At 38.6% G+C, this 26,561-nt stretch carries 18 protein-coding genes; 8 read left to right on the top strand and 10 right to left on the bottom strand.

Annotated features, from left to right (window positions below):
• Window positions 1-36: 36 nt before the first annotated feature.
• The 3 genes from HHH54_RS04515 (at window position 37) to HHH54_RS04505 (ending at window position 5,319) form a co-directional block, all read left to right on the top strand.
• Window positions 37-3,069 carry an NADH-dependent flavin oxidoreductase gene (locus tag HHH54_RS04515; protein ID WP_198617650.1) on the top strand — a complete coding sequence of 1,011 codons (3,033 nt, stop codon included), beginning with the start codon at window positions 37-39 and terminating at the stop codon, window positions 3,067-3,069.
• A 12-nt stretch (window positions 3,070-3,081) separates the two neighbouring features.
• A complete protein-coding gene (locus HHH54_RS04510) occupies window positions 3,082-4,458 on the top strand; it encodes an MFS transporter (RefSeq protein ID WP_198617649.1) in 1,377 nt (458 codons plus the stop codon).
• A gap of 129 nt (window positions 4,459-4,587) precedes the next feature.
• Window positions 4,588-5,319: an NAD-dependent protein deacylase gene (locus HHH54_RS04505; RefSeq protein ID WP_198617648.1), complete on the top strand. Its 732-nt coding sequence runs from the start codon at window positions 4,588-4,590 to the stop codon at window positions 5,317-5,319.
• 226 nt (window positions 5,320-5,545) lie between these two features.
• On the opposite strand, the gene manA is transcribed toward HHH54_RS04505, so the two are convergent.
• The 6 genes from manA to HHH54_RS04475 all read right to left on the bottom strand — a co-directional run bounded on the left by manA (window position 5,546) and on the right by HHH54_RS04475 (window position 12,825).
• Window positions 5,546-6,481 (bottom strand): mannose-6-phosphate isomerase, class I, encoded by a 936-nt coding sequence (gene manA / locus HHH54_RS04500; protein WP_198617647.1) that lies wholly within the window; start codon window positions 6,479-6,481, stop codon window positions 5,546-5,548.
• 13 nt (window positions 6,482-6,494) lie between these two features.
• Entirely contained in the window at window positions 6,495-8,432 is a 1,938-nt protein-coding gene (locus tag HHH54_RS04495; protein WP_198617646.1) for a fructose-specific PTS transporter subunit EIIC, read from the bottom strand.
• A 158-nt stretch (window positions 8,433-8,590) separates the two neighbouring features.
• Window positions 8,591-9,769, bottom strand: a complete 1,179-nt coding sequence (gene deoB / locus HHH54_RS04490; protein ID WP_198617645.1) for a phosphopentomutase — start codon at window positions 9,767-9,769, stop codon at window positions 8,591-8,593.
• A gap of 19 nt (window positions 9,770-9,788) precedes the next feature.
• Entirely contained in the window at window positions 9,789-10,451 is a 663-nt protein-coding gene (gene deoC / locus HHH54_RS04485) for a deoxyribose-phosphate aldolase (RefSeq protein WP_198617644.1), read from the bottom strand.
• 13 nt (window positions 10,452-10,464) lie between these two features.
• Window positions 10,465-11,811 (bottom strand): MFS transporter, encoded by a 1,347-nt coding sequence (locus HHH54_RS04480; RefSeq protein ID WP_198617643.1) that lies wholly within the window; start codon window positions 11,809-11,811, stop codon window positions 10,465-10,467.
• A 276-nt stretch (window positions 11,812-12,087) separates the two neighbouring features.
• A complete protein-coding gene (locus tag HHH54_RS04475; RefSeq protein ID WP_349771832.1) occupies window positions 12,088-12,825 on the bottom strand; it encodes a GntR family transcriptional regulator in 738 nt (245 codons plus the stop codon).
• Between the two features lie 302 nt (window positions 12,826-13,127).
• Between HHH54_RS04475 and adhE the strand changes: the two genes are divergently transcribed.
• Window positions 13,128-15,716 carry a bifunctional acetaldehyde-CoA/alcohol dehydrogenase gene (gene adhE / locus HHH54_RS04470; protein ID WP_198617642.1) on the top strand — a complete coding sequence of 863 codons (2,589 nt, stop codon included), beginning with the start codon at window positions 13,128-13,130 and terminating at the stop codon, window positions 15,714-15,716.
• A gap of 932 nt (window positions 15,717-16,648) precedes the next feature.
• On the opposite strand, the gene HHH54_RS04465 is transcribed toward adhE, so the two are convergent.
• Both HHH54_RS04465 and HHH54_RS04460 read right to left on the bottom strand, forming a co-directional pair.
• Window positions 16,649-18,007 (bottom strand): nucleoside recognition domain-containing protein, encoded by a 1,359-nt coding sequence (locus tag HHH54_RS04465; RefSeq protein ID WP_198617641.1) that lies wholly within the window; start codon window positions 18,005-18,007, stop codon window positions 16,649-16,651.
• Window positions 18,001-19,110, bottom strand: a complete 1,110-nt coding sequence (locus HHH54_RS04460; protein ID WP_198617640.1) for an NAD(P)/FAD-dependent oxidoreductase — start codon at window positions 19,108-19,110, stop codon at window positions 18,001-18,003. Before HHH54_RS04460 ends, HHH54_RS04465 begins: the two co-directional genes overlap by 7 nt.
• 248 nt (window positions 19,111-19,358) lie before the next feature.
• Between HHH54_RS04460 and HHH54_RS04455 the strand changes: the two genes are divergently transcribed.
• The 4 genes from HHH54_RS04455 to HHH54_RS04440 are packed head-to-tail and all read left to right on the top strand — an operon-like array spanning window position 19,359 to window position 23,854.
• Window positions 19,359-20,456, top strand: coding sequence for an ABC transporter ATP-binding protein (locus tag HHH54_RS04455; RefSeq protein WP_198617639.1), 1,098 nt, complete (start codon window positions 19,359-19,361; stop codon window positions 20,454-20,456).
• 13 nt (window positions 20,457-20,469) lie between these two features.
• On the top strand, window positions 20,470-21,729 hold the full coding sequence (locus HHH54_RS04450; RefSeq protein ID WP_198617638.1) for an extracellular solute-binding protein: 1,260 nt from the start codon (window positions 20,470-20,472) through the stop codon (window positions 21,727-21,729).
• Window positions 21,730-21,743: 14 nt separating this feature from the next.
• Complete coding sequence (locus HHH54_RS04445; RefSeq protein ID WP_198617637.1) at window positions 21,744-23,012, top strand: sugar ABC transporter permease; 1,269 nt, start codon at window positions 21,744-21,746, stop codon at window positions 23,010-23,012.
• Window positions 23,013-23,014: 2 nt separating this feature from the next.
• Complete coding sequence (locus HHH54_RS04440; RefSeq protein ID WP_198617636.1) at window positions 23,015-23,854, top strand: sugar ABC transporter permease; 840 nt, start codon at window positions 23,015-23,017, stop codon at window positions 23,852-23,854.
• A gap of 66 nt (window positions 23,855-23,920) precedes the next feature.
• Here HHH54_RS04440 and HHH54_RS04435 read toward each other — a convergent pair whose 3' ends face one another.
• Window positions 23,921-25,579, bottom strand: coding sequence for a glycoside hydrolase family 13 protein (locus tag HHH54_RS04435; protein ID WP_198617635.1), 1,659 nt, complete (start codon window positions 25,577-25,579; stop codon window positions 23,921-23,923).
• 11 nt (window positions 25,580-25,590) lie between these two features.
• Entirely contained in the window at window positions 25,591-26,559 is a 969-nt protein-coding gene (locus HHH54_RS04430) for a sugar phosphate isomerase/epimerase family protein (RefSeq protein WP_198617634.1), read from the bottom strand.
• Window positions 26,560-26,561 lie beyond the last annotated feature (2 nt).

The raw sequence follows: 26,561 nt of genomic DNA, 5'->3' as shown, positions 1-26,561 counted from the left end.
AAAATTCACATTTATATAAACAAGGAGGATTTAATAATGACTCAAAAGATTTTAGATTCCGTTCAATTACGTGGAGGTGCTGAACTTAAAAATAGAGTTTTAATGGCACCAATGACAATTCAAGCTGCTTATTTTGATGGTAGCGTGACGTCTGAAATGATTGATTACTATCAATTCCGTGCTGGCGATGCGGCTGCGATTATCGTTGAAAGTTGTTTCGTTGAAGATCACGGTCGTGGCTTCCCTGGTGCAATTGGGATTGATAATGACGATAAAATTCCTGGACTTAAACGTTTAGCTGAAGCGATTCAAAGTAAAGGATCTAAAGCTATTTTACAATTATATCACGCTGGACGTATGGCAAATCCTAAATTAAATGGCGGCGAAACACCAATTTCTGCGAGTCCAGTCGCTGCTTTACGTCCTGACGCTCAAGTTCCACGTGAAATGACACATCACCAAATTGAAGCAATGATTGAACACTTTGCGGAGGCAACACGTCGCGCAATTGAAGCTGGTTTTGATGGTGTTGAAATTCATGGTGCGAACACATATTTACTACAACAATTCTTCTCTCCACACTCTAACCGTCGTCAAGACGAATGGGGTGGCGATAACAAAAAACGTACCACATTCCCTGTTAAAGTGCTACAACGTGTGCAAGAAGTCGCAAAAGCACAAGGTGCTGATACGTTTATCATCGGATACCGCTTCTCACCTGAAGAAATTGAAGAACCTGGTATTCGTTTTGAAGACACGATGTTTTTACTCAACACTTTAGCAGAATATCACCCTGACTATTTCCACATCTCAGCAAATAGCTATAAACGTACATCTATCGTAAACCAAGAAGATACTGAACCTTTAATCACAAAATACCGCCGCTTACAAAGTGAGACACTCGCAACGATTCCGCTTATCGGTGTGGGTAGTATTGCTCAATATGAAGATGCGGAAGCTGCACTTGAACTCGGATATGACTTACTAAGTGTTGGTAAAGCTTATTTGGTTGAACCACAATGGTTAACGAAAGTGTTAGATGGCGAAAAAGTAGACGAATTTGTTGATATTCATGATCAAAAAACATTACACATCCCTTCTCCGCTATGGAAAGTAATGGACTTTATGATTTTAGACAAAGCTGAAGAACATCGTAAATACGAACGTCTCAAAGCACTTCAGAATAAAAAAGTACAATTCAAAGCAGGCACTTATGACGTATTCGCTAAAGGTCACAATGGTGACTTACCAATGAAAGTCGAACTATCTCAAGATAAGATTGTAAGCATTCATATTGATGACAGTGGCGAGTCAGAAGGTATCGCTAACCCTGTATTTGAACGTCTACCACGTGACATTATCGATAACCAAACATTAAACATTGATGCCATCTCAGGGGCAACAGTGACAAGCCAAGGTATTCTTGATGGTATCGCAGAAGCAATCACACAAGCTGGTGAAAACCCAGACATCTTACGTGCACGTCCAAAACCAGTTGTGAAATGGTCAAACGAAACAGTTGAAGAAACAACAGATGTTGTTGTTATCGGTACAGGTGGAGCAGGTTTAAGTGCTGCTGCTACAGCAATTGATCATGATAAATCAGTCATCATGTTAGAAAAATTCCCAGCAATTGGTGGTAATACGATTCGTACGGGTGGTCAAGTGAACGCAACAGAACCATCTTGGCAAAATGAATTCCCAGCATTAGCCGGTGAAAAAGAAACACTTGAACAATTACTTGAACTTAAAGAATCCGACATTGATGACGATTACTTAGAAGATTTCCGTACACTTCAAAGCCAAATTAAAGACTATATGGCCAAAACAAAAGACGCACCTAGTTACTTATTCGACTCTAATGAACTTCACCGCATTCAAACTTATTTAGGTGGCAAACGTACAGACCGCAACGGTAAAGCGATTATCGGTCGCTACGACTTAGTCAAAACATTAACTGAACGTGTGCTTGAATCTGTGAATTGGCTCACTGAAAAAGGTGTACATTTCGACCGTTCATTTGTCGACATGCCAGTCGGTGCACTATGGCGTCGTGGTCATAAACCAATGAAAGCACAAGGATTAGAATACGTTGAAACATTAAGCGGTTACGTTAAATCTCATAACGGTCGCATTATGACAGAAACAACAGCCGAAAAACTTATCATCAAAGATCATAAAGTTATCGGTGTCGAAGCACGTCAATCTAACGGTACAAAACTCAAACTTTACGCACGTTACGGTGTCATTATCGCAACAGGTGGATTCGGCGCAAATACAAAAATGTTACAACAATACAATACGTATTGGAGCCATATCCCAGATGATATTAAAACAACCAACTCACCTGCTATTACAGGAGACGGTATCCGTTTAGGTACACAAGCTGGTGCTGACCTAGTCGGTATGGGCTTTACACAATTCATGCCAATCTCAGACCCGAAAACTGGCGCATTATTCACAGGACTTATCGTGACGCCTTCAAACTTCGTCTTTGTCAATAAAGCAGGTCAACGTTTCGTCAACGAATTCGAAAGCCGTGACGTATTATCTAAAGCAGCACTAGAACAAGAAGATGGCCTCTTCTACATCATTGCAGATGAAAATATTAAATCATTAGCTATGAACACATCAGATTCTAAAATTCAAAACGAATTAGAAGATGGCACATTAATCAAAGCAGATACACTAGAAGCACTTGCAGAAAAATTAAATATGAACCCTGAAACATTAGTCAACACAATTGAACGTTATAACCACTTTGTCGATCAAGGTCATGACGATGATTTCCATAAAAATGCGTTCGATTTAAAAATTGAAAAAGCTCCATTCTATGCGACACCACGTAAACCAGCCGTACACCATACAATGGGTGGTTTAAGTATCAACAGCCAAGCACAGGTCTTAGATATTGAAAACAATGTTATTCCGGGATTATACGCATCAGGAGAAGTCACAGGTGGTATTCACGCTGGTAACCGTTTAGGTGGTAATGCCTTAGCTGATATCTTCACATTCGGACGTATTGCTGCCGAAACAGCTGCACAAAATAAAGTCATTGAAGAATAGGACGTGACTCACATGTCAACCACATACAATAAACACAAACAACTTATCATTGGTATTATTTTAGGTATTTTAACATACTGGTTATTCGCGCAGTCTTTACTCAATATCGCACCCCATGTTCAACATGACTATGGGGTGGACTTGAGTATCATTAACATAGCGGTCAGTCTCACATCACTCTTAACAGGTGTTTTTATCGTTGTCGCTGGAGGACTTTCTGATAAATTAGGCCGCGTCAAAGTAACACAAGTTGGATTAATACTCAGCATTATCGGTTCTGTTTTATTAATTATATCGAACTTCCCAGTTTTACTCATTGCAGGTCGTGCTTTTCAAGGGTTATCTGCAGCGTGCTTATTACCTTCAACGATTGCGTTAATCAATCAATTTTTTGAAGGTGAAGCACGTCAAAAAGCATTAAGTTATTGGTCATTCGGCTCATACGGTGGTACAGGATTCGCCTCACTCTTTGCGGGGGTTATTGCGACATATGTCGGATGGCGCTGGATCTTTATCTTATCTGTAATCTTTGCGCTTGTCGCGATGGTTTTACTCAAAGGTACACCGGAATCAAAAGACCATTCAGCTGAAGGTAAACGTTTTGACATTCCAGGTATTATCATCTTTGTTATTATGATGATTAGTGTCAATGTCGTCATTACACAAGGTTCTAAAATGGGTTGGGGTCATCCAATCATCTTGACTCTTATCGGTATTTTTATCGTCACACTCATCGTCTTTTACTTGTTTGAGCAACGTCGTGACAATCCGTTTATCGACTTTAGTTTATTTTCAAATAAAATCTACATCGGTACTGTTGTTGCGAACTTACTTGTAAATACAGTCATCGGGGCTCTTGCTTTATTTAATATATTCGCTCAAGCAGGCATGGGACTTACAGGCGCACAAGCAGGACTGATTACAATACCTTATATGATTGGAAGCTTATTGATGATTCGTGTCGGTGAACGCTTTATGCGCACACATGGCCCACAAATTCCACTCATGACAGGCCCTATCTCTATCAGTGTCGGAATCTTGTTGTTATCTATTAATAGCTTGCCACATATCTTATATTATATTGTTGCGTTAATCGGCTTTTCACTCATTGGATTAGGACTCGGTTTTTTCGCTACACCAGCCCTATCTACAGCCGTATCCAACGCACCAGCTGAAAAAGTAGGTATGGCTTCTGGTATTATCAAAATGACATCTACATTAGGTGCCGCATTTGGTATCGCTGTGGTCACAACCGTATACGCGACATTATCCGTAAACCATACGCCGCACTTTTCAGCTACAATTGCGTTAATCGTTGGCGCAAGCATGGTAATTATCGCGTTCATCGTCGCTTTTACAGTCATTCCAAAACATAACGTAAAAGCATAACGATTGATATCTATTTGCGAAAACCAGTCATCAATTTTAAAATGAATATAAGCACATTAGAGGTGGTCATAGGGAAAATAGTATAAAACATCCCTACCACCTCTCATTTTTATAATTGGAGTGATACATGTGAACGATCAAATTCAACAACTTAAAGACATCATAGACAACTCAGAGCGTATTACATTTTTTACAGGTGCAGGTATTTCCGTTGCAAGTGGCATTCCAGACTTTCGTTCAGTCGGTGGCTTAAATGATGAAATATCAAAAAGTGGCCATTCCCCAGAGTATATTTTGAGCGATACCTATTTATATCAGGATCCCAAAGGTTTTATGGACTTTTGTCACAAATACTTATTATTTGCAGATAAAAAACCCAATAACGTCCATCAATGGATCGCACAATTAGAACAAGAAGGTAAATCCCTCGGTGTGGTCACACAAAACATTGATGGCTTACATTCAGATGCAGGAAGCGAAAACGTCGACGAACTACACGGCACACTCAACCGCTTCTACTGCTTAGATTGCGACCAAACCTTCACAAAAGCAGAAGTCATCGAACGAAACATGTACCGCTGTGACAAATGCGACAGTCCAATACGTCCAGACATCGTCCTATACGGCGAAGCACTAGACCAAGGCACCATCATGAACGCACTCTTTAAAATCAACACCGCAGACACACTCATCGTCCTAGGCTCATCACTCGTCGTACAACCCGCAGCAGGACTCATCGCAAACTTCACAGGCAAAAACCTAGTCATCATCAACAAAACACCCACACCCTACGACCACAAAGCCAACCTCGTCATCCACAACGACATGACCCAAACCATAAAAAACCTCCAAGGTCATTGAGGAAGCGTTTTAAAGAACCACTTCATATGGGATGACCTTACTAATGACTAGTTAAATATTACGTACCCAGATGTTAGTGGTTCTTACAAATGCGACTAAGCGCATTTGTTCATTTAACACTTGTACTTTATTAAAAACTACTTAACAAATAAAAAGGACTGGTACGTCGTAATGTCCAGTCCTTATCGTTATGCAGTTTAACACTTCATCTATTTCATTTTCGACCTCACGGATGGCTAACAATGCATGTCAGTGTACCTTGGAATTGAATGTCGTTGTCTTCTGTAGTCAAGATAAAGTGACGTCCTTTTTGTATTGGATAAGTTGTGCCATCAATTTCAATATTGCCTTCGCCTTCTATTACAGAGACTAAACAATATGGATGCGGTTTGTCATAGTTTAATTGACCGTCAATGTCCCATTTTTCAACAGTAAAGAAGTCATTCGAGACAAATTGTGTATAGTGTTGGCCTTGTCGCACTGCCTTAATTGGAGTTACGTTTGGATTTTCAGTGTCGATGTCGATTACATCTTTACTTTGGTCCAAATGTAATTCACGTTGATTGCCGTGTTGGTCTTTACGGTCGTAATCATAAATACGATACGTTGTGTCAGAAGATTGTTGGGTTTCGAGAATGAGTATCCCCTCACCTATCGCATGAACTGTACCAGCTGGCACATAGAAAAAGTCTCCTGGTTTAACTTTCACCTTTTGAAATAAGTCACCAAACTGTTGTCTGTCAATCATAGTATTTAAATCGTCCTGATTATCAGCATTGACGCCATAAATGATTTCAGCGCCCTCTTTAGCATCTAAAATGTACCAACACTCTGTTTTCCCGTACTCTCCTTCATGTTGAAAAGCATACGTATCATCTGGATGTACTTGTACAGAAAGCTTGTCATTCGCATCTAATATTTTAGTTAAAAGTGGAAAGGCATCCCGTGAATCATTGTTGAATAATTCGCGATGGTGTTGCCATACTGCATCTAAAGTTTGACCTTGATACGGACCATTTTCAATGACATTTGGGCCATTAGGATGTGCTGAAATCGCCCAACATTCTCCCGTTTTATCGTTTGGAATTGTGTAATCGTACTGGCGTAACGCTGTACCTCCCCAGATACGTTCTTGAAAGACTGGTTTTAAAAAGAGTACCACTTGTCATCATCCTTTAAATTTCTTTTAAAATTTGATAAATTTCATCGTTTGATTGCGCTGTAATGAGTGCTTCACGTGTGTCGTCATTCATCAGCTGACGTGAGAGGCGTTGTAATAATTTTAAGTGCGTGTCATTACTATTCGTTGGAACGGCTATTAAAAAGATCATTTTCGGTGCTGTCCCATCTAAACTTTCCCATTCCACGCCATTTTGATTTTGTAATACCGCAACGACAGGTTTAACAACAGCATCAGATTTTGCATGTGGAATCGCGACATTCATTCCGATAGCAGTTGTGGATGCACGTTCACGTTCTAAAATAGCATTTTTCACTGTATCAAAGTCACGAATATAGTGTTGTTGTGCCATGTTGTGCAGTAATTGGTCAATTGCATCATCTCGCGTCATTGATGTATTCACTCGTTCTATTAGATCGCGATGAAAAACGGCATCATCGTCATCTTCCGTCGTAGTTGAACTTTTATTTTCATGATGTACAGCTTCAGTATCATGTGTTGTTATAGTTTCAGCAGTTGCACCTTGTAAAACCGTTTGAGGCACAGACTTTTTGAAAAGTAAAACTGTAGCTGCTGTGACACAACTTCCGATAATCACAGCGATGAAAAACCATAATACTTGGTCGATCCCACCTAGTACTGCAACGATAGGCCCACCATGAGCAACACGGTCCCCAACGCCAGCAAGCGCCGCAATTACTGCCGCAACCATTGCGCCAATCATATTAGCTGGAATGATACGCAACGGATCTTGTGCTGCGAAAGGAATTGCACCTTCTGTAATACCAAAAAGTCCCATCGTAAATGACGCTTTCCCCATTTCACGTTCAGATGTATTGAATTTACGTTTTTGTAGCATCGTTGCAAGTCCTAACCCAATCGGTGGCGTACAGACTGCAACAGCAACCATACCCATTACTGCATAATTACCTTCAGCGATTAACGCTGCACCAAATAAGAATGCCACCTTATTGACCGGACCACCCATATCAAACGCAATCATCGCACCAACAATTAGCGCTAATATAGCGATATTCGCTCCTTGCATCCCTTTTAGCCATGCCGTTAATGCGACAAAGAGACTTGAGATCGGCGCACCTATCAAGAATATGAAAATCAATCCTACGACTAAAGACGCTAAAATCGGAATAATGATAATCGGCATAATCGGTGCCATTGCTTTCGGTACTTTGATTTGTTTAATCCATTTCGCCACATAACCTGCGATAAACCCTGCAACAATACCACCTAAAAATCCAGCACCTGCTTCACTACCGTAGAAACTACCGTCCGCTGCAATCGCACCGCCAATCATCCCTGGAACAAGTCCCGGTTTGTCTGCAATACTATAAGCGATATATCCTGCTAAAATCGGAACCATAAAGCTAAAGGCTAAGGCTCCAATATTTTCAATTGATTTCCAAAATGAATCTTCAGGGATTTTAAGCCCTTGTGCTGTGGTTTCACCACCAAGGGTTAACGCAATTGCGATTAATAATCCACCAACTACGATAAATGGCACCATGAACGAGACACCATTCATTAAATGTTGATACACCATCTGCATGCCACTTTTACGCTTTTCAGTCTGACGAGGTGTTTCATCCGCCTCTTTGTCATGATACACAGCAGCATCTTGATCAATTACACGCTGAATCAACGTATCAGGATGATGTATCCCTTCGCGGACATTCACGTTGACTACACGTTTCCCATTAAAACGAGACAAGTCAACTTGACGGTCTGCCGCGATAATCACACCATCTGCTTCTTGAATCTCTTCTTTAGTTAATATATTTTCAGCACCGACACCCCCTTGCGTTTCAACTTTAATTGAAACATCCATCTCTTGTGCTGCTTGCTCCAACTTTTCTTGAGCCATATACGTATGCGCAATACCGTTTGGACAAGAAGTCACCGCTACAATTTTCATCCACATTCACTCCTTTATTGATTTCATCCCCAATAAAATACTATTCTTCCTAATCATTCTACACGTTGTAGGACTCGGACAAAAGCGCATTATCATAGTTTCAGTCATAAAAATGAGGTCAGCATGTTTATAACGCTAACCTCATTATGACAGTCCTCTTATTTCAATTCATTTAAATAACTATGTCCAAATTCCGGTAATTGAACGCCGAAGTTATCGGCAATCGTTGCACCGATTGAACTGAATGTCGTATCCCCTTTCAGTTCACGACCACCATTAAACTTCGGACTGTAAAGTAAGACTGGAATATATTCACGTGTATGATCCGTACCGTCCGCTGTCGGATCGTTACCATGGTCCGCTGTAATAATGAGTAAATCATCCTCACGTAACGCATCCAATAATTCTGGTAAACGTTCATCAAAATCTTTAATCGCTTGCGCGTAACCGGGTTTATCACGACGATGACCGTACAGCGCATCAAAGTCTACTAAGTTTAAGAAACTCATACCCGTAAAGTCTTTGTCTACAACTTTCATCAATTGGTCCATACCATCCATATTATTTTTCGTACGAATGGCTTCTGTAACACCTTCACCATCAAAAATGTCGTTAATTTTACCAATCGCAATCACATCATAATCCTCGTCTTTTAGCGTATTCATGACCGTTTGACCGAACGGTTTTAATGCGTAGTCATGACGATTACTTGTACGTGTGAAGTTACCGGGTTCACCCACATAAGGACGTGCGATAATACGACCAATTAAGTATTTCGGATCTTTCGTCATCTCACGCACTTTTTCACAAATGTCGTAGAGCTCTTCAAGTGGAATAATGTCTTCATGTGCCGCAATTTGAAGAACAGGGTCGGCAGACGTATAGATGATTAAGTCACCTGTTTTCATTTGGTGTTCGCCCCACTCTTCAATGATTTGAGTCCCTGAAGCTGGGCGATTTGCGACCACTTTTCGTCCAGTGACAGATTCGATTTCTTGAATCAACTCATCTGGAAAGCCGTTCGGATACACTTTAAACGGTTTATTAATATTCAGTCCCATGATTTCCCAGTGTCCTGTCATCGTATCTTTACCCACTGACGCTTCGCTTAACTTCGTATAATACGCTGTTGGGTCGTCGACACGATTCACAACCGGTAAGTCTTCAATATTACCCAGGCCTAAACGTTCTAATGATGGTAACGTTTGGTCAAATCCTTCTAGCGTATGTTTTAACGTATGTGAACCTTCATCATTAAAGTCTTTCGCATCAGGGGCTTCGCCAATACCTACAGAGTCCATTACAATTAAGTGGATACGTTCAAATGGTCTTGTCATGTCAATCACTCCTTGATTATTAATAATCTGTATCTGCTTCTAAGCCTTGCATGATTTGTACACCTGCACTCGCACCTACACGTGTTGCGCCGGCATCAAGCATCGCTTGAAAATCTTCTAAATTGCGTACACCGCCTGAAGCTTTTACTTCTAAAGCATCACCGACAGTGTCTTTCATTAACTTCACATCTTCAACTGTGGCACCGCCACCTGCGAAACCTGTTGACGTTTTTACGAAGTGTGCACCTGCGGCTTTCGAAAGTTGTGACGCTCTCACTTTTTCGTCATCTGTTAATAATACTGTTTCGATAATCACTTTGACGGTTTTACCTTGTGCAGCTTCTACTACAGCTTCAATATCACGTTGTACCACTTCATCACGCCCATCTTTCAAAGCGCCAATATTAATCACCATATCAATTTCATCCGCGCCTTTCACAATCGCATCGCGTGTTTCAAAAGCTTTTGTTTCTGTCGTTGATGCGCCAAGTGGGAAACCAATCACGGTACATACTAAAACATCTGAGTCTTTCAACTGTTCAGAAGCGTATGCGACATGTGTTGGATTCACACAAACAGATTTAAAATGATACGTTTTCGCTTCGTCAATAATACGGTCAATTTGTTCACGAGTTGCTTCTGATTTTAATAACGTATGATCAATATATTTTTCATATTTCATAATATAAACTCCCTTACACTTTACTATTTGTCCATCGATTTAAAATAACGAATAACACAAGTCCAATCACACTCATCATGCCAAGTAAGATTAAAATCATACCAAAATGAGAGGTGAGGGCAGTATTACCCGGGAAATTCAGTGCTTGATAATCAATTAATGCAGCAGCTGTCGCAATACCTACCGATACTGCCACGTTAATAATTAAATTATAAAAACCAATCGCTACACCTGTACGATGCACTTCAATCGTACGAATCGCCTCATTTAAAAGCGGTGCATACATTAACGCAAAACTACCTGCAAAAAAGATCATAGATATAACAAAAATTGTGACGTTTTGTCCAACTGCAAACGCTGGTAAAAAGAGACTTAACGCAATTAAACTGATTGCAAGTATAATCGCTTGTTTTGAATTTAAATACTTCCCAATTTTACCACTCAATGCTCCAACAATGACCGCAACAATATATCCCGGAATCAATAATAAAGAAGTCACGTCCAATTTAAAGTGATAAATTTGCTCCATAATGAATGGAAATGTAAAAATATAACCTAATTGAATGGCGTACATCACAAACACGATAAATAAAAATGAAGCGTAGCGTTTATTTTGAAAGAATGATTTATCAACAAGCGGTCGTTTCGCATGTTTAATATAAAATGCAAATATTACAATCGCAATAAGCGCGCCAATTAAATATAGCCAGTTAAAATCTGTAATAAATAACATCACTGTAGTAGCAATAGTCCCTACTAAAACTAGTCCAATAAAATCAAGATGTGCTTGATTTGCTGAATCTTCTTTCGGTAATAATTTGAATAAAAATGGTAACGTAAATACGACAATTAAAGCGATTAAAAACATATTTGTCCAGTGTAAATAAGTTGAAATAAATCCACCCGATAACGTCCCAATAACAAGAGATAAAGAATAACTACTCGTACTCAAACCAAGATACGTCTTTTGATCTTCTTTCGATAAATATTTCGCGACATAAATCACATATAATGTCTCAGCCGCAGCGAGCCCTGCAGTTTGAATAATACGACCCGCCAGTACAAGCGCAAATTGGTGTTGGAAGATATAACCAATGATTGAGCCAATAATAATCAGTATGACACCATAAATAAACAATGTTCTAATACTAATCGCATCTGAAAGGGATGCATACACCACAGCACCAATCCCTATCACAAGACCTGCCAACGTGGCTTGCCAACTCACTGTTGTAACGGATATATTCAAATCATCCGCAATTGCGACCGATATCAATTTGAATGAGTTATCAATCACTAAACTAAAAACGAATAAAAATAGTAATATTGGAACAGCTTTTTTCACTTTTGCGTAGGACATTTATCCTCACCTCTTCTACTTCTTTTATCAATGAACATACGTTTCTATCCATGCACGTACAGTTTCTTCAAATGTTAATTTTCGGTTTTAAAGTTGTATAGTTTATTGTCTAATTGTATAACCACTTATATGATAACTGAAAAAGATAGCGGTTTCAACTTGAGAATTTTGACACATTTATGGCATGCTCTCATACCATTTTTCAACAAAAATAGACCTATACAAAGGTAAACATGTATAGATCTTAGTTGAGTTGTCTAGTTTAAACTGAGTTGTCTAATTCATCATTTCTTCACGCATTCGTGTCACTCTTATTTCTCCATGTTCTTGAGGTAAGTACCATTTATTAATCATAATTGGACTTTCTCTATGACCATATAGAGATTCAGTCATTAACCAACAATTTTGACCCCCATCAAACGTATACTGTTCATGTTTAAATTGAGGGTTTTGGGTTATCGTACACTTCAAATCAGACTGTGTTGCATGTTGATAAATTATTTCCTCCACAAAATCTGCCATATCAGAAGCTTTTTGTGTATTGATGTGAAACGTATCTATCACATCTAGCGGAATAAAAGTAAAACATAACGCATCTGCTTGTGTTGATGTGGTATGCGCATAATAGCGCTCCATCGCGATAACAGCGGAAGGATGATGTGGAAACAAATCATTAGTATATTCACTTTCTAAATCCACGCGATAATGCACTTCCTGTAAAGACATCGGTACACGTGCTACCTGATGTAGTGGGTGTTCAAATTTCGACACACTTGTTGTATGTCCGTCTCGTTTTTGCATAGTGACAAAATGCCCTTTACCTCGAATACTCTCGACCACACCATCTTCTACGAGCAGTTTAATCGCTTGCCGTAATGTCATACGACTCACATCAAAACGTGCACATAACACCTTCTCAGTCGGAAGCGCTGCGCCACCTGGATATTTGCCATGCTGAATTTCTTTGTACAACGTATTATAAATGTTTAAAAATTTAGGTTGTGATTGAGCCACAAAAGCAACCTCCATTAATTCATAACTTAGCAATTTTAAGTGTCTTCTCGACATCCATTGCTCACACCTCTTAATTCAATTACAATCATACACCAAAAGTACACACTATCCCACATTTACTTCTTTTTTAAACTACCTCTCACTTTTATAGATGATATGATGCACGTCATATCAACCATTATGACCTAATGTTCACGAGTTCGACGCATTTTCAAAAAAGATTGATAAAAGTACTTTACCTGAAATACAGTTTGTATTATACTGATTGTGAAAAAATTCACAAGTAGTTGGAGGAATACAGCATGACATCAAAATTAAAACACAGTGAACACACTATTGACATTCAAGACATGATTGACACACTCGCTCATAACGGACAAAACGCACTGAAAGCCCTCTCTACGAAATCACAAGCAGAAATAGACCATATCGTTCATCAAATGAGTATTGCAGCGGTAAATCACCATATGCCACTCGCAAAACATGCCTATGAAGAAACAGGTCGCGGTATTTATGAAGATAAAGCAATCAAAAACTTGTATGCTTCTGAATACATTTGGAATGCGATTAAAGATAATAAAACAGTAGGCATAATTGGTGAAGATGATCAAAAAGGATTAACATACGTTGCTGAACCGGTTGGCGTTATTTGTGGTGTTACACCTACAACAAACCCAACTTCAACAACCATTTTCAAAGCATTAATCGCAATCAAAACCGGAAATCCAATCATTTTTGCTTTCCATCCAAGCGCACAGCAATCTTCAAAAGCCGCTGCAGAAGTTATTTTACAAGCAGCCATTGAAGCGGGCGCACCTGAACATGCGATTCAATGGATTGAACATCCATCAGTCGAAGCGACAAAACAACTCATGAATCATAAAGATGTCGCGTTAGTACTCGCAACTGGTGGTTCAGGCATGGTTAAGTCTGCTTACTCTACAGGAAAACCTGCGCTCGGTGTAGGACCAGGAAACGTTCCTTCTTATATCGAAAAAACAGCGCATATCAAACGCGCAGTTAATGATGTTATCGTATCTAAAACATTTGATAACGGTATGATCTGTGCTTCAGAACAAGCAATTATCGTAGACGAAGATATTTATGATGCAGTGAAATCTGAATTTAAAGCGCATCACTGTTATATAGTCACATCACAAGAACTCGAACAACTTGAAAATGTAGTCATGAATGAAGGAAAGTATGCGGTAAGTCCAGATATCGTTGGACGTTCAGCAGTTGAAATTGCCAAAATGGCAGGTATCAAAGTACCCGAAGACACAAAATTACTCATCGCAGAATTAGAGGGTGTAGGCAAAGCTTATCCACTTTCACGTGAAAAATTATCACCTGTATTAGCAATGGTTAAAGCAACATCAACAGAAGAAGCATTAACACTGTGTGAAGGCATGTTGGACTTAGGTGGTTTAGGTCATACCGCTGTAATTCACTCAGAAGACACAGACTTACAACAACAATTTGGATTACGTATGAAAGCATGTCGTATTCTAATTAATACGCCATCAGCAGCTGGAGGTATCGGAGATTTGTATAATGAACTTATTCCATCATTAACATTAGGTTGTGGCTCTTACGGTAAAAACTCAGTCTCTCATAACGTTTCAGCACTCGATTTAATTAACATTAAAACTATCGCAAATCGCCGTAACAACATGCAGTGGTTCAAACTTCCACCGAAAATATACTTTGAAAAAAATTCATTACTATACTTAACAGAAATGGATAAAGTGGAGCGTGTCATGTTAATTTGTGACCCAGGCATGGTGGAATTTGGTTATGCTGAACGCGTAGAACAAGTTCTTAGACGACGCAACACACAACCACAAATCAAAATATTTAGCGACGTAGAACCAAACCCATCCACAAACACAGTCTACAAAGGCTTAGAAATGATCGTAGACTTCAAACCAGATACAATTATCGCACTCGGTGGCGGCTCTGCCATGGACGCTGCAAAAGCCATGTGGATGTTTTTCGAACACCCTGAAACATCATTCTTTGGAGCTAAACAAAAATTCTTAGACATCCGTAAACGCACATATAAAATCGGAAAGCCAGAAAATACAACATTCGTTTGTATCCCAACAACATCAGGAACAGGCTCAGAAGTCACACCATTTGCGGTTATTACAGACAGCGACACACACGTTAAATATCCATTGGCGGATTATGCATTAACACCAGATGTCGCAATCGTTGACCCTCAATTCGTAATGAGTGTCCCAAAAAGCGTCACAGCAGACACAGGTATGGACGTCTTAACACATGCAGTAGAATCTTATGTATCTGTCATGGCCTCTGATTACACACGTGGTCTCAGCCTACAAGCCATAAAACTGACATTTGACTATTTAAAACAATCAGTCGAACAAGGTGACGCACTATCACGCGAAAAAATGCATAACGCTTCAACATTAGCCGGCATGGCCTTTGCGAACGCATTCCTAGGCATTTCACACTCAATCGCACATAAAATCGGTGGAGAATACGGCATCCCACACGGACGAACAAACGCAATCCTTTTACCACACGTCATCCGTTACAATGCCAAAGAACCACAAAAACACGCACTATTTCCAAAATACGAATACTTTAGAGCACACACAGACTACGCAGACATCGCTCGTTTCCTTGGCTTAAAAGGCAACACAACAGAAGAACTCGTAGAAGCATTCGCAACAGCCGTCTATGCACTCGGACAATCAATCGGCATCGAAATGAGCCTAAAAGCACAAGGCGTCACAGAAACAACACTAAACAATACAATTGATCGCATGGCAGAACTCGCATACGAAGACCAATGCACAACAGCCAACCCAAAAGAACCACTCATCAGCGAACTCAAAAACATCATACAACAAGCATATTAAAAAAGGTCATTGAGAGAGCGCTATGAATTCGAGCAGAACCGTAGCAATTCAAGAAATTGTTTACAATTTTGAAGAATTGCGAAGTTCTGTTGAGAATTCAGCTCTCGAAATGCCGTCTATCACCAAGGTTGTTGAGGAAGTGTTTAGCGTTTGAGCAGAACGACAGCTACGCTCAAAACTGTTCTTTAGTTTTGAAGCGGAGCGAAAGTTCTGCCGAGAACGCTACTTCCGAAACACCGTCTATCACCAAGGTCATTGCGGAAGCGGTTAGGATTCAAGCAGAATGGAACGAGGCGTAAAAATTGGTTTTTAATTTTTAGCGACTCGTGAAATTCTGTCGAGAATCCTGCTTCCAAAATGCCGTTCATATATTCCCACCGTATATGGCAAAAGGTTGTTGAGGAAGTGTTTAGCGTTTGAGCAGAACGGCAGCAACGCTCAAAACTGTTCTTTAGTTTTGAAGCGAAGCGAAAGTTCTGCCGAGAACGCTACTTCCGAAACACCGTCTATCACCAAGGTTGTTGAAAAAGCGATTAGGATTTGAGTAGAACGTAACAGCTTGTAAAATTGGTTTTTAATTTTATCAAGATGTGGAGTTCTACCGAGAATCCTGCTTTTGAAACACCGTCTATCACCAAGGTCATTGCGGAAGCGCTTAGGATTCTAAAGAACCACTTCGGATGGAGTCACTTTTCTAAAGGTCATTAACCATATTAAATCTCCAGACGTTAGTGGTTCTTACAAATGCATCCAATCGCATTTGTCCATTTAATACCTATATCTTGAAAAGTTCTAACGAGGATTCAATCACTATTATCATCTTCCATAGCACATCAAGAAAATGACTTAGAAAGTTTTAGCCCCCACTTCAGATAATGTGATATTAAAAAAGAGCACATTTTTGACAAGTGCTCTTTTTATATGCGGTCACATTAAATAAAAAGTTGTGACAATCCAACGATAGCTGCTAAAACGATAAGACAACATAGCGATGTCACCATTTGTTTTCCTACAATTTTAAAGCCCTCTCCAAAACCAAGACGACGTATCATCATTGTTATTGTGACAGAACAAGCGGTAAATGTAGAGCTGAAAAATAATAGTGCGAGTACTTGTAATGCCGATAATGATTGAAGTAAGTGTCCATTTTGCACATTAAATAATAACATGCCGTCTTTACGTATCATTGAAAATAAAATACCGGGTGATAACTCAGTCGGTATATGTAAAAGCATTAAAATAGGTGTGAAAATTTGTGATAACCCATAGAGTAATGGCGTTAATGATAATAAACTCACGATAAAGCAGATTGCGATAAAGATCGGCATAGCTTGATATAAAAACATTTTAATTTGCGCCATCACTTGTGCACTAAAGATATGCCATGAAGGCCATTGAATCGGTCGTGCGACATGGATTGATGGTGTAACTTGAAGCCCCGTCTGTATTGGATTTCGACTTAATCGTTGCCACAAGTAATTATGTACAATGCCACCTATAAAAAGCATGACCAAATAAGGCATAAATAACCATGAAATATGTGCAGTATTCATAATAGATAGTGTCGCTCCAATTTGATAACTACATGCTGAACCAAAACTAATCATACTGATACAGTTTGTTTTCGTACAAGCGTTGCACTGTTGGTCTGCTTGTAAAACCGCTGCAGCATTACATCCAAAGCCTTCTAAAACGGGTACAATGTCAATCGCTTCAAGTCCGATACGTTTCATGGAAGGCTCAATCGACCAAATCACGTAATCTTTAATGTGTGTATGTTCAATAAATGCTGTCGAACAACTAATCAAAATCACGACAGGTAACGCCCAAACAAGTGAGTATGTCCCTAAAGACAATACGCCATAATCTCCAAAAAAGATATGATGGAGCCACTCATTTTGGAATATCACACCATTTGCTATATGACTTAATACTTGTGTGACTACATTTGACTGTAGCCAATCCGAAAAATGATACGCAATGTAAATCGGAAACGCAAACATCATTAGGATAATGAGCCATCCTAACATGGTTTCACGCTTACGCGGTGCATGTTGCATACTTTCAGCCACAAACTGTGTTAAATAATGTGATAAACGTTCACTCTTACCTTTCGTCGAACTGACACTGTGATTAAATGAGACATCTAAACGATGCTTAATGATATATTGTTTGAGTAATTGATACTGACTACTTGTTAACTTTTTAGCATTTTTAATAGTGAAGTGGTGCGGTTCATCAGGAATTGACGAAACCGTTCCACTTTTCACATCAAAGACCACTTCTAACATGAGCAATTCACATCGCAACAATTATAGTCGTCTAAATACATTTGATTGTCTTTAAACGTTTGAATCACAGATGAATCTACAGGTAGTCCTTCACGTTCCATAATTTCGCGAGCAAGTACCGCAAAGCGTGCTCTAAATTTATAAATATAACACAATATCGCTGAAGCATGACGCACAGTCGCACCAATCATAAATACGTTAGGATACAATGTTGATTCATCAAGGTCAGATAACTGTACTGCTTCATTTTTAACTTTGAATAATTGTTGTACTAGCGGATTTTGAGTCACATCAAAACCAGTTGCTAAAATCGGTTCTGTTGGTGTTGTAATGACCTGACCATCTTCAAATAAAATGTCATATCCTGATTCTGAACGACGAGTGGCAATGGCTTTATAATGGACATTCATCTCGATGCGTCCACCGTCTTTGACCACTTGCGCCAAACGTTGTCGTGTAAACGGCGATAATCGTACACTTGGGTCAGCATCTTCTGCTTTAAGCCCAGTCGAAGTGGTATAAATTGAAACTTTAGCGCCCTTTTGTGCAAGATGAATCGCTGCATCAAAGGCACTTTCATTTCCTCCAATAACTGCGAATGCATCACCCTCTAATTGTGTAAAATCTTCAATCTCACTATAATGACGCCCATGTTCTAAAGGACGGTGCGGGAAAGCATAATCCCCTGTTGCAATGAATACATAATCTGCTGTCATCGTGCCTTGTGATGTTTGAATTTCATATATTTCATCCACCCATGCAATATGTTCAACTTGCGTATCAGTCTGAACATTTAAGGCATAATGCTTTGCTACACTCTCTAAATAATCTGCGTACTCCTCACCTGATAAGTGTTCTGTATTAAATGTAAAGGCAGGTGATGTATCAACCGAAATTGCATTCATATCCGGCATACCAAAGCCATTTGATGTAAATGACGGTGTAATGGTACGTGTCGTTTTCGGCCATTTTTTAAATGACGCACCAATCGTTTCACGGTCAATCACGAGCACGTCCTCCACATCTAACGTCTTTAATGTTACTGCCATCCCAATTCCTGCAGCACCTGCACCAATAATTACAATTCGATGATGTTGTTCCATGTGAAACATCCTCTCTCTTTTATGTAAAACGTAATAATTACGATTTATAATTATAAACCGAAACTTTTAACGTTTCAACATACGTGATTTTCATACATAGATACTAGTACAACCCAATATTAACGTTTTATTGTGAAATATCATTCCAAAATGTAATCGATTTCAAATTTAAATTGACAGGAGTTGAATCCCGCTATAAACTAAATGTAAACGATTACAAAATGGATACAAACAAAGGAGGATATCCGATGCCAGAATTAAAGTTATCACATATTAAAAAAGTTTATGATAATCAAAATACTGTAGTAAAAGATTTCAACTTAGACATTTCAGATAAAGAATTCATTGTCTTTGTAGGTCCTTCTGGTTGTGGTAAATCAACAACACTTAGAATGATTGCTGGTTTAGAGTCTATTACAGCAGGTGATTTTTATATCGATAATCAGCGTATGAATGATGTGGAGCCAAAAAACCGTGATATCGCTATGGTATTTCAAAACTATGCGTTATACCCTCATATGACTGTATTTGAAAATATGGCATTTGGTCTCAAACTGCGAAAAATTAACAAAAAGGAAATTGAAAAGCGTGTTCAAAATGCAGCCGAAATACTTGGACTGACTGATTTTCTACATAGGAAACCTAAAGCACTATCTGGTGGTCAACGTCAACGTGTCGCACTAGGTCGTGCTATTGTACGTGATGCCAAAATCTTTTTAATGGATGAACCCTTATCCAATCTAGATGCGAAATTACGGGTACAAATGCGTACAGAAATATTAAAACTTCATAAACGACTCAATACAACAACAATTTACGTTACACACGATCAAACTGAAGCATTAACCATGGCAACACGTATTGTTGTTTTAAATGAAGGTTATATCATGCAAGTCGGTACACCACGCGAAATATACGATACGCCGAGTAATATGTTTGTGGCTCAGTTTATCGGATCACCTGCGATGAATATGGTTGATGTCTTGATTCGTGATAATGGTATTCAAATTGGAGATACACACTTTAATATCAATCACCCTAAAGTAACTAAGTTGAAAGAAGCGGGATACATTGGAAAAGCGGTCAAACTTGGCATACGTCCAGAAGATATACATGAAGAACCGTTATTTATTCAAAGTGCTCCAGACACAACGTTTGAGTCAGAAGTGATTGTTTCAGAATTACTCGGCTCAGAAATTATGGTACACACACTGTTTGAAAATCAAGAGCTTATCGCAAAACTCGATGCACGTGAACACATACAAGCAAATGAAAAAATCACACTTGCTTTTGATATGAATAAATGTCACTTTTTCGATCCTAAAACTGGAAATCGTATAGGATAAAGGAGGTCTCATCATGAATCATATTTATAAGTTAGCCATTCTAGCGATGACAGCCCTACTCATTTTAGCAGCATGTGGACCTAATCGAACGCAAGAAGATATTGATAAAGCATTGAACAGTGATAACTCAAAAACGAAGCCTAAACAGTTAACAATGTGGGTAGATGGAGACGAACAAATGGCATTTTATGACAAAATCACTAAAGATTACACGAAAAAAACTGGCATTAAAGTCCGTTTATTAAACGTCTCTCAAAATGATCAACTTGAAAACCTATCACTGGATGCACCTGCTGGAAAAGGGCCAGATTTATTTTTCTTAGCGCATGATAATACGGGTAGTGCGTATCTACAAGGATTAGCAGCTGAGCTAGACTTTACAGATGAACAACTTAAAGGATTTAATAAACAAGCTCTGAAAGCACTCAATTACGATAATAAACAGTTAGCGTTACCTTCAATCGTAGAATCTACAGCATTACTTTATAACAAAAAATACGTTAAAACACCGCCTAAAACGATTGAAGAAGTCATCAGTAACGCCCAAAAAATCAATAAACCAAAAGAACGTCAATTTGGCTTTTTATTTGCGGGACGCGATCCTTATTTTAACTATCCGTTCTTATTTGATAGCAATGACTACGTTTTTAAAAAAGTAAACGGAGAATATGATGTTAAGCATACAGGCATTGTAGATGAAAGTGTCATCAAAAATGGTAAAAGACTACAAGATTGGTATAACGCAGGTTACATACCAAAATCCGCAACACACGATATTATGATTGGCTTATTTAGAGATGGACAAGTTGCGCAATTTGTGACAGGACCTTGGAATTTAACAGAATTTCAAGAAACACTTGGAGACGACCTTGGTGTGACAACGTTACCCATTAGTAATGGTGCTCCAATGAAACCCTACCTTGGTGTTCGTGGATGGTACCTTTCAGAGTACAGTCACTCTAAGTATTGGGCTAAAGATTTAATGTTATTTCTTACAAGCAAAGATACGTTACAAAAATATACTGATGCACGTAATGAAATTACAGGACGCTTAGATGTTAAATCTTCAAATCCAAACTTAAAAGTATTTGAAGAACAAGCTAAACATGCTGAACCTATGCCTAATATTCCTGAAATGCAACAAGTTTGGGAACCTATGGCTAACGCAAGTACGTTTATTTCAGATGGTCAAGACCCTGAAACTGCGTTAAAAGCGGCAGATAAAGATATTCAACAAAATATTGAAATCATTCAACCTGAAGAAAATCAATAGAAAGGAGTCTTAATATGAAACAACGCAATCCCAAATTAGCGGCCATGCTCTCTATCATTCCAGGTCTTGGCCAGTTTTATAATAAACGCTTCATAAAAGGAAGTATCTTTTTAATATTTTTCATCAGTTTTATCTCAGTGTTTTATCAATTCTTAAATATAGGATTTTGGGGATTATTTACATTAGGTACAATTCCTAAGCTTGATGATTCTCGAATCTTATTAGCTCAAGGTATCATTTCAGTGTTATTAATACTATTTGCTATTTTTCTCTATGTTCTTAACATTATTGATGCGTATCGCAACGCACAACGATTCAACCGTGGTGAAGAAATTAAAGACCCGAGAGCACGTCGCATCGCTTCATGGGATAAAACTTTCCCATACTTATTAATTTCACCTGGTATGTTTTTATTAATATTTGTCGTTGTTTTTCCATTATTATTTATGGGAGCTGTGGCATTTACAAACTATAACTTATACCATGCTCCTCCTAGACATACACTAGAATGGGTCGGTTTAGATAATTTTAAAACTTTATTTACCATCGATATTTGGCGTAATACTTTCTTTAGCGTTATTACATGGACTCTTGTTTGGACGCTAGTTGCGACAACATTACAAATCGCTTTAGGTTTATTTCTTGCAATTATCGTTAATCATCCAGTCGTCAAGTTCAAAAAACTGATACGTACTGTATTGATTTTACCTTGGGCCGTTCCTTCATTTGTCACAATCTTAATATTTGCGGCCTTATTTAACGACGAGTTTGGTGCGATTAATAATGATATCTTAACCCCCTTATTAGGGTTTGCACCTGCTTGGTTGAATGATCCATTTTGGGCTAAAGTTGCTTTGATTTTGATACAAACATGGTTAGGCTTTCCATTTGTATTCGCGCTTTTTACAGGTGTTTTGCAAAGTATATCGCCAGACTGGTATGAAGCGGCTGATATAGACGGTGCTTCAAGTTGGCAAAAATTTAGACACATTACGTTACCACACGTTTTATTTGCTACTGCACCTTTACTGATTATGCAATATGCAGGTAATTTTAATAACTTTAACTTAATTTACTTATTCAATAAAGGGGGCCCGCCTGTACCAGGGCAAAATGCGGGAAGTACAGATATTTTAATTTCATGGGTATACAGTTTAACGTTTGAATTTAACAACTTTAACATGGGGGCAGTCGTATCGTTAATTATAGGATTTATTGTTGCGATTATTGCATTCTTCCAATTCAGACGTACTAGTACTTTTAAAGATGAAGGAGGCATTTAGACATGAATAAGAAAAAATCAATGTTAAAAGCAATCGGTATCTATGGTTTTATTGCCTTCATGTTTGTCATTATATTGTATCCGCTTCTCTGGACATTCGGTATCTCTCTCAACCCAGGAACCAGTTTATATGGGGCAAAAATGATACCGAATAATGCGACATTTGCGAACTATGCATACTTGTTAACAGATGAAAGCAGTCAATACTTAACATGGTACAAAAACACATTAATCGTCGCATCAGCGAACGCATTATTCAGTGTCATCTTCGTTACATTGACAGCATATGCCTTTTCAAGATATCGCTTTGTCGGACGGAAATATGGATTAATTACATTTTTGATTTTACAAATGTTTCCAGTATTAATGGCAATGGTCGCTATTTATATTTTATTAAATACAATCGGACTGTTAGATTCATTATTAGGATTAATCATCGTTTACATCGGCGGTTCTATCCCAATGAATGCGTTTTTAGTTAAGGGATACTTTGACACAATTCCAAAAGAACTTGATGAGTCAGCCAAAATAGATGGTGCGAGTCATATGCGCATTTTCGTTCAGATCATGTTACCACTCGCTAAACCGATATTAGCAGTCGTTGCACTGTTTAACTTTATGGGGCCTTTCATGGACTTTATCCTGCCAAAAATATTATTAAGAAGCCCTGAGAAATATACGTTAGCAGTTGGATTATTTAACTTTATTAATGATCAATATGCCAATAACTTTACTGTGTTTGCGGCCGGTGCCATAATGATTGCCTTACCCATTGCGTTAGTCTTCTTATTCCTTCAAAGATTCTTAGTTTCAGGACTTACAGCTGGTGCAACTAAAGGTTAATCGACATTATTCAATCATAAAACACCCCTCACAGCAATGTAAGGGGTGTTTATTTTCGATTCGTGATTAGAATTCAATCACGAAAGCTTCATAAGGCTTAATATGATTGAAGTCGATTGCTTCATTATGATTGTGTAACTGCACTTTGCCTTTACTGATATCAATTTCTGTATCTAATTGTGCGGGCGAATCAGTGAGATTGCCTACGATCAAGGCTTTTTTATCTTCAAGTTGACGCATGTATGCGAAAACTTTTTCATTATCCGCATCTACTAACTCAAAGCTTCCATACGTGTACACATCATCTGATTTTTTCAGTCGAATTAAATCTTTATAGAAATTTAAAATCGAGTCTGGATCTTTTTCTTGTTGCTCAACATTAATCTCTTTATAATTCGGATTCACAGGAAACCAAGGCGTTCCAGTTGTAAATCCAGCATTAGGAGAACGATCCCATTGCATTGGTGTTCGCGCATTATCACGGCTACCTAATCGGTGCTTTTCAAGAATTGCATTCGTATCTCCACCTTGCGCTTTAATAAGCTTAGCCTCAGTTTTAATGGATACATCATTGAACTGTGAAATATCCGTAAATGGATAGTTCGTCATGCCTATTTCTTGACCTTGATAAATAAAAGGTGTTCCTTGTTGAAGGAAGTACACGATCGCATGACTTGTGGCAGAAGCATACCAATATTGTTTATCATTCCCCCACGTTGATACCCGTCTCGGTTGATCGTGATTTTCTATAAATAGGGCGTTCCATCCTTTATTTTCCAGTCCTTTTTGCCAGTGACTTAAGATGTTTTTATACGCAGGAACATCTAATTGTGCAGATACACTATCCCACAATCCTAAATGTTCAAACTGGAAGACCATGTTGAAGACACCTTTGTCATGACCTACCCAATCTTCTGCATCCGCTGTTGTGACACCGTTTGCTTCACCGACAGTCATAATATCATAGCGACTTAAAGATTCACGTTTCATCTCATTGAGCCAGTCAAGGACACCTGGTTGATTCATTGCGGCTTCAAATGCAGGTGCATACTGCTGACCTGCTTCAACCGGCAAATCTCCTTTGTCAAAAGATTTTTTGATATGCGTAATAGCATCGACACGAAAACCATCAATGCCTTTATCGAACCACCAATTCATCATGTCATACACTTCTCGTCGCACATCTGGATTTTCCCAATTCAAATCAGGTTGCTTTTCACTAAATAAGTGGAAATAGTACTCGCCAGTTTGTGCATCATATTTCCATGTCGATCCGTTGAAAATACTCTCCCAATTCGTAGGTTCTGAACCATCATCACGTGGTGCCCGCCATATATACCAGTCCCGTTTAGGATTGTCTTTACTTTGTCTAGATTCAATAAACCATGGGTGTTCGTCAGATGTATGATTGACTACAAGATCTAAAATTAATTTCATACCTTTAGCATGTACAGTTTCAAGTAGCTCATCAAAGTCAGACATTGTCCCAAATTCTTCGCTAATACCTTGGTAATCACTAATATCATATCCGTTGTCATCGTTAGGTGATGGATACATTGGGCTTAACCATATTACATCAATTCCTAAATCGCGTAGGTAATCTAACTTATCAATTAAACCTCTTAAGTCCCCAATACCATCACCATTAGAATCCATAAAGCTCCGTGGATACACTTGATAAGCAACGGCCTCTTTCCACCATTTTTTATTCTCTAATTGCACCATTTAAATCTCCTTTAAGCCCACCAAATATCTGGCCCTTTTTCTTGAATATTCACTGATTTTAAGTTTTCTACTGCTTTTTGGAATCCTTCTTCTACTGACATGATTGGGTCTTCGTGTTCAATACTCATAACATAATCATAGCCTTGAATAATGAGTTGACTAATCATTTCGCCCCATTCGTATGGACTGTGACCATATCCAACAGTACGGAAAGTCCATGCACGTGTTGCAACGTCATTATAAGGTTGCATATCAGTAAGACCGTGCATATTAACGTTATCTTGATTAATGTACGTATCTTTAGCATGAAAATGATGAATCGCATTCTCTTTACCTAAAATGCGTATCGCAGCGACTGGATCGATACCTTGCCACCATAAATGACTTGGGTCTAAGTTTGCACCAATATATTCATTCGTCGCTGCTCTAAGTTTTAGTAATGTGTATGGCGTATGTACGAGAAAACCAGCGTGTAATTCTATTGCGATTTTAACATCATGTGCTTTCGCAAATTCTGCTAAATCTTTCCAATATGGAATCAGTTTGTGCTCCCATTGGTATTCATAGATTTCTGTATACACTGTAGGCCAAGGTGTGACAGGCCAGTTCGCACGTTTTGCGGAGTCGTCACTACCTGCAACGCCTGAAAATGTATTAACAACTGGTACGTTTAATAAAGCAGCAAGTTGTATCGTTTTTCGAAGTGTTTCATCTGCGAGTTGTGCTTCTTCTTTATCAGGAGAAATTGGGTTGTTGTGACAGCTAAAACCACTAATTTGCAAGCCACGTGATTCAATTTTTTCCATAAATGCTTGACGCTTTGATTCATCTTCTAATAACTCATCTAGATTACAAAACTTATCTCCTGGATTTCCTCCAGTTCCAACTTCAATCATATCTAATCCTGATGCTGCTACATAATCTAACATTTCTTCAAAGTTACGATCGTAAAATAATACTGAAAATACTCCTAATTTCATTG

It is taken from the genome of Staphylococcus canis (assembly GCF_016238445.1).
Lineage (GTDB): Bacteria > Bacillota > Bacilli > Staphylococcales > Staphylococcaceae > Staphylococcus > Staphylococcus canis.
This window is presented reverse-complemented; position numbering and strand designations above follow the sequence as displayed.

Bases quoted from the DNA above. Each gene is read 5' to 3' on its own strand.
- HHH54_RS04440 (WP_198617636.1), top strand. From the start codon at position 23,015: ATGAATAAGAAAAAATCAATGTTAAAAGCAATCGGTATCTATGGTTTT.
- HHH54_RS04430 (WP_198617634.1), bottom strand. From the start codon at position 26,559: ATGAAATTAGGAGTATTTTCAGTATTATTTTACGATCGTAACTTTGAA.
- HHH54_RS04460 (WP_198617640.1), bottom strand. From the start codon at position 19,110: ATGGAACAACATCATCGAATTGTAATTATTGGTGCAGGTGCTGCAGGA.
- HHH54_RS04495 (WP_198617646.1), bottom strand. From the start codon at position 8,432: ATGAAAATTGTAGCGGTGACTTCTTGTCCAAACGGTATTGCGCATACG.
- HHH54_RS04510 (WP_198617649.1), top strand. From the start codon at position 3,082: ATGTCAACCACATACAATAAACACAAACAACTTATCATTGGTATTATT.
- HHH54_RS04445 (WP_198617637.1), top strand. From the start codon at position 21,744: ATGAAACAACGCAATCCCAAATTAGCGGCCATGCTCTCTATCATTCCA.
- HHH54_RS04480 (WP_198617643.1), bottom strand. From the start codon at position 11,811: ATGTCCTACGCAAAAGTGAAAAAAGCTGTTCCAATATTACTATTTTTA.
- deoC (WP_198617644.1), bottom strand. From the start codon at position 10,451: ATGAAATATGAAAAATATATTGATCATACGTTATTAAAATCAGAAGCA.
- HHH54_RS04465 (WP_198617641.1), bottom strand. From the start codon at position 18,007: ATGTTAGAAGTGGTCTTTGATGTGAAAAGTGGAACGGTTTCGTCAATT.
- deoB (WP_198617645.1), bottom strand. From the start codon at position 9,769: ATGACAAGACCATTTGAACGTATCCACTTAATTGTAATGGACTCTGTA.
- adhE (WP_198617642.1), top strand. From the start codon at position 13,128: ATGACATCAAAATTAAAACACAGTGAACACACTATTGACATTCAAGAC.
- HHH54_RS04450 (WP_198617638.1), top strand. From the start codon at position 20,470: ATGAATCATATTTATAAGTTAGCCATTCTAGCGATGACAGCCCTACTC.
- HHH54_RS04515 (WP_198617650.1), top strand. From the start codon at position 37: ATGACTCAAAAGATTTTAGATTCCGTTCAATTACGTGGAGGTGCTGAA.
- HHH54_RS04435 (WP_198617635.1), bottom strand. From the start codon at position 25,579: ATGGTGCAATTAGAGAATAAAAAATGGTGGAAAGAGGCCGTTGCTTAT.
- HHH54_RS04455 (WP_198617639.1), top strand. From the start codon at position 19,359: ATGCCAGAATTAAAGTTATCACATATTAAAAAAGTTTATGATAATCAA.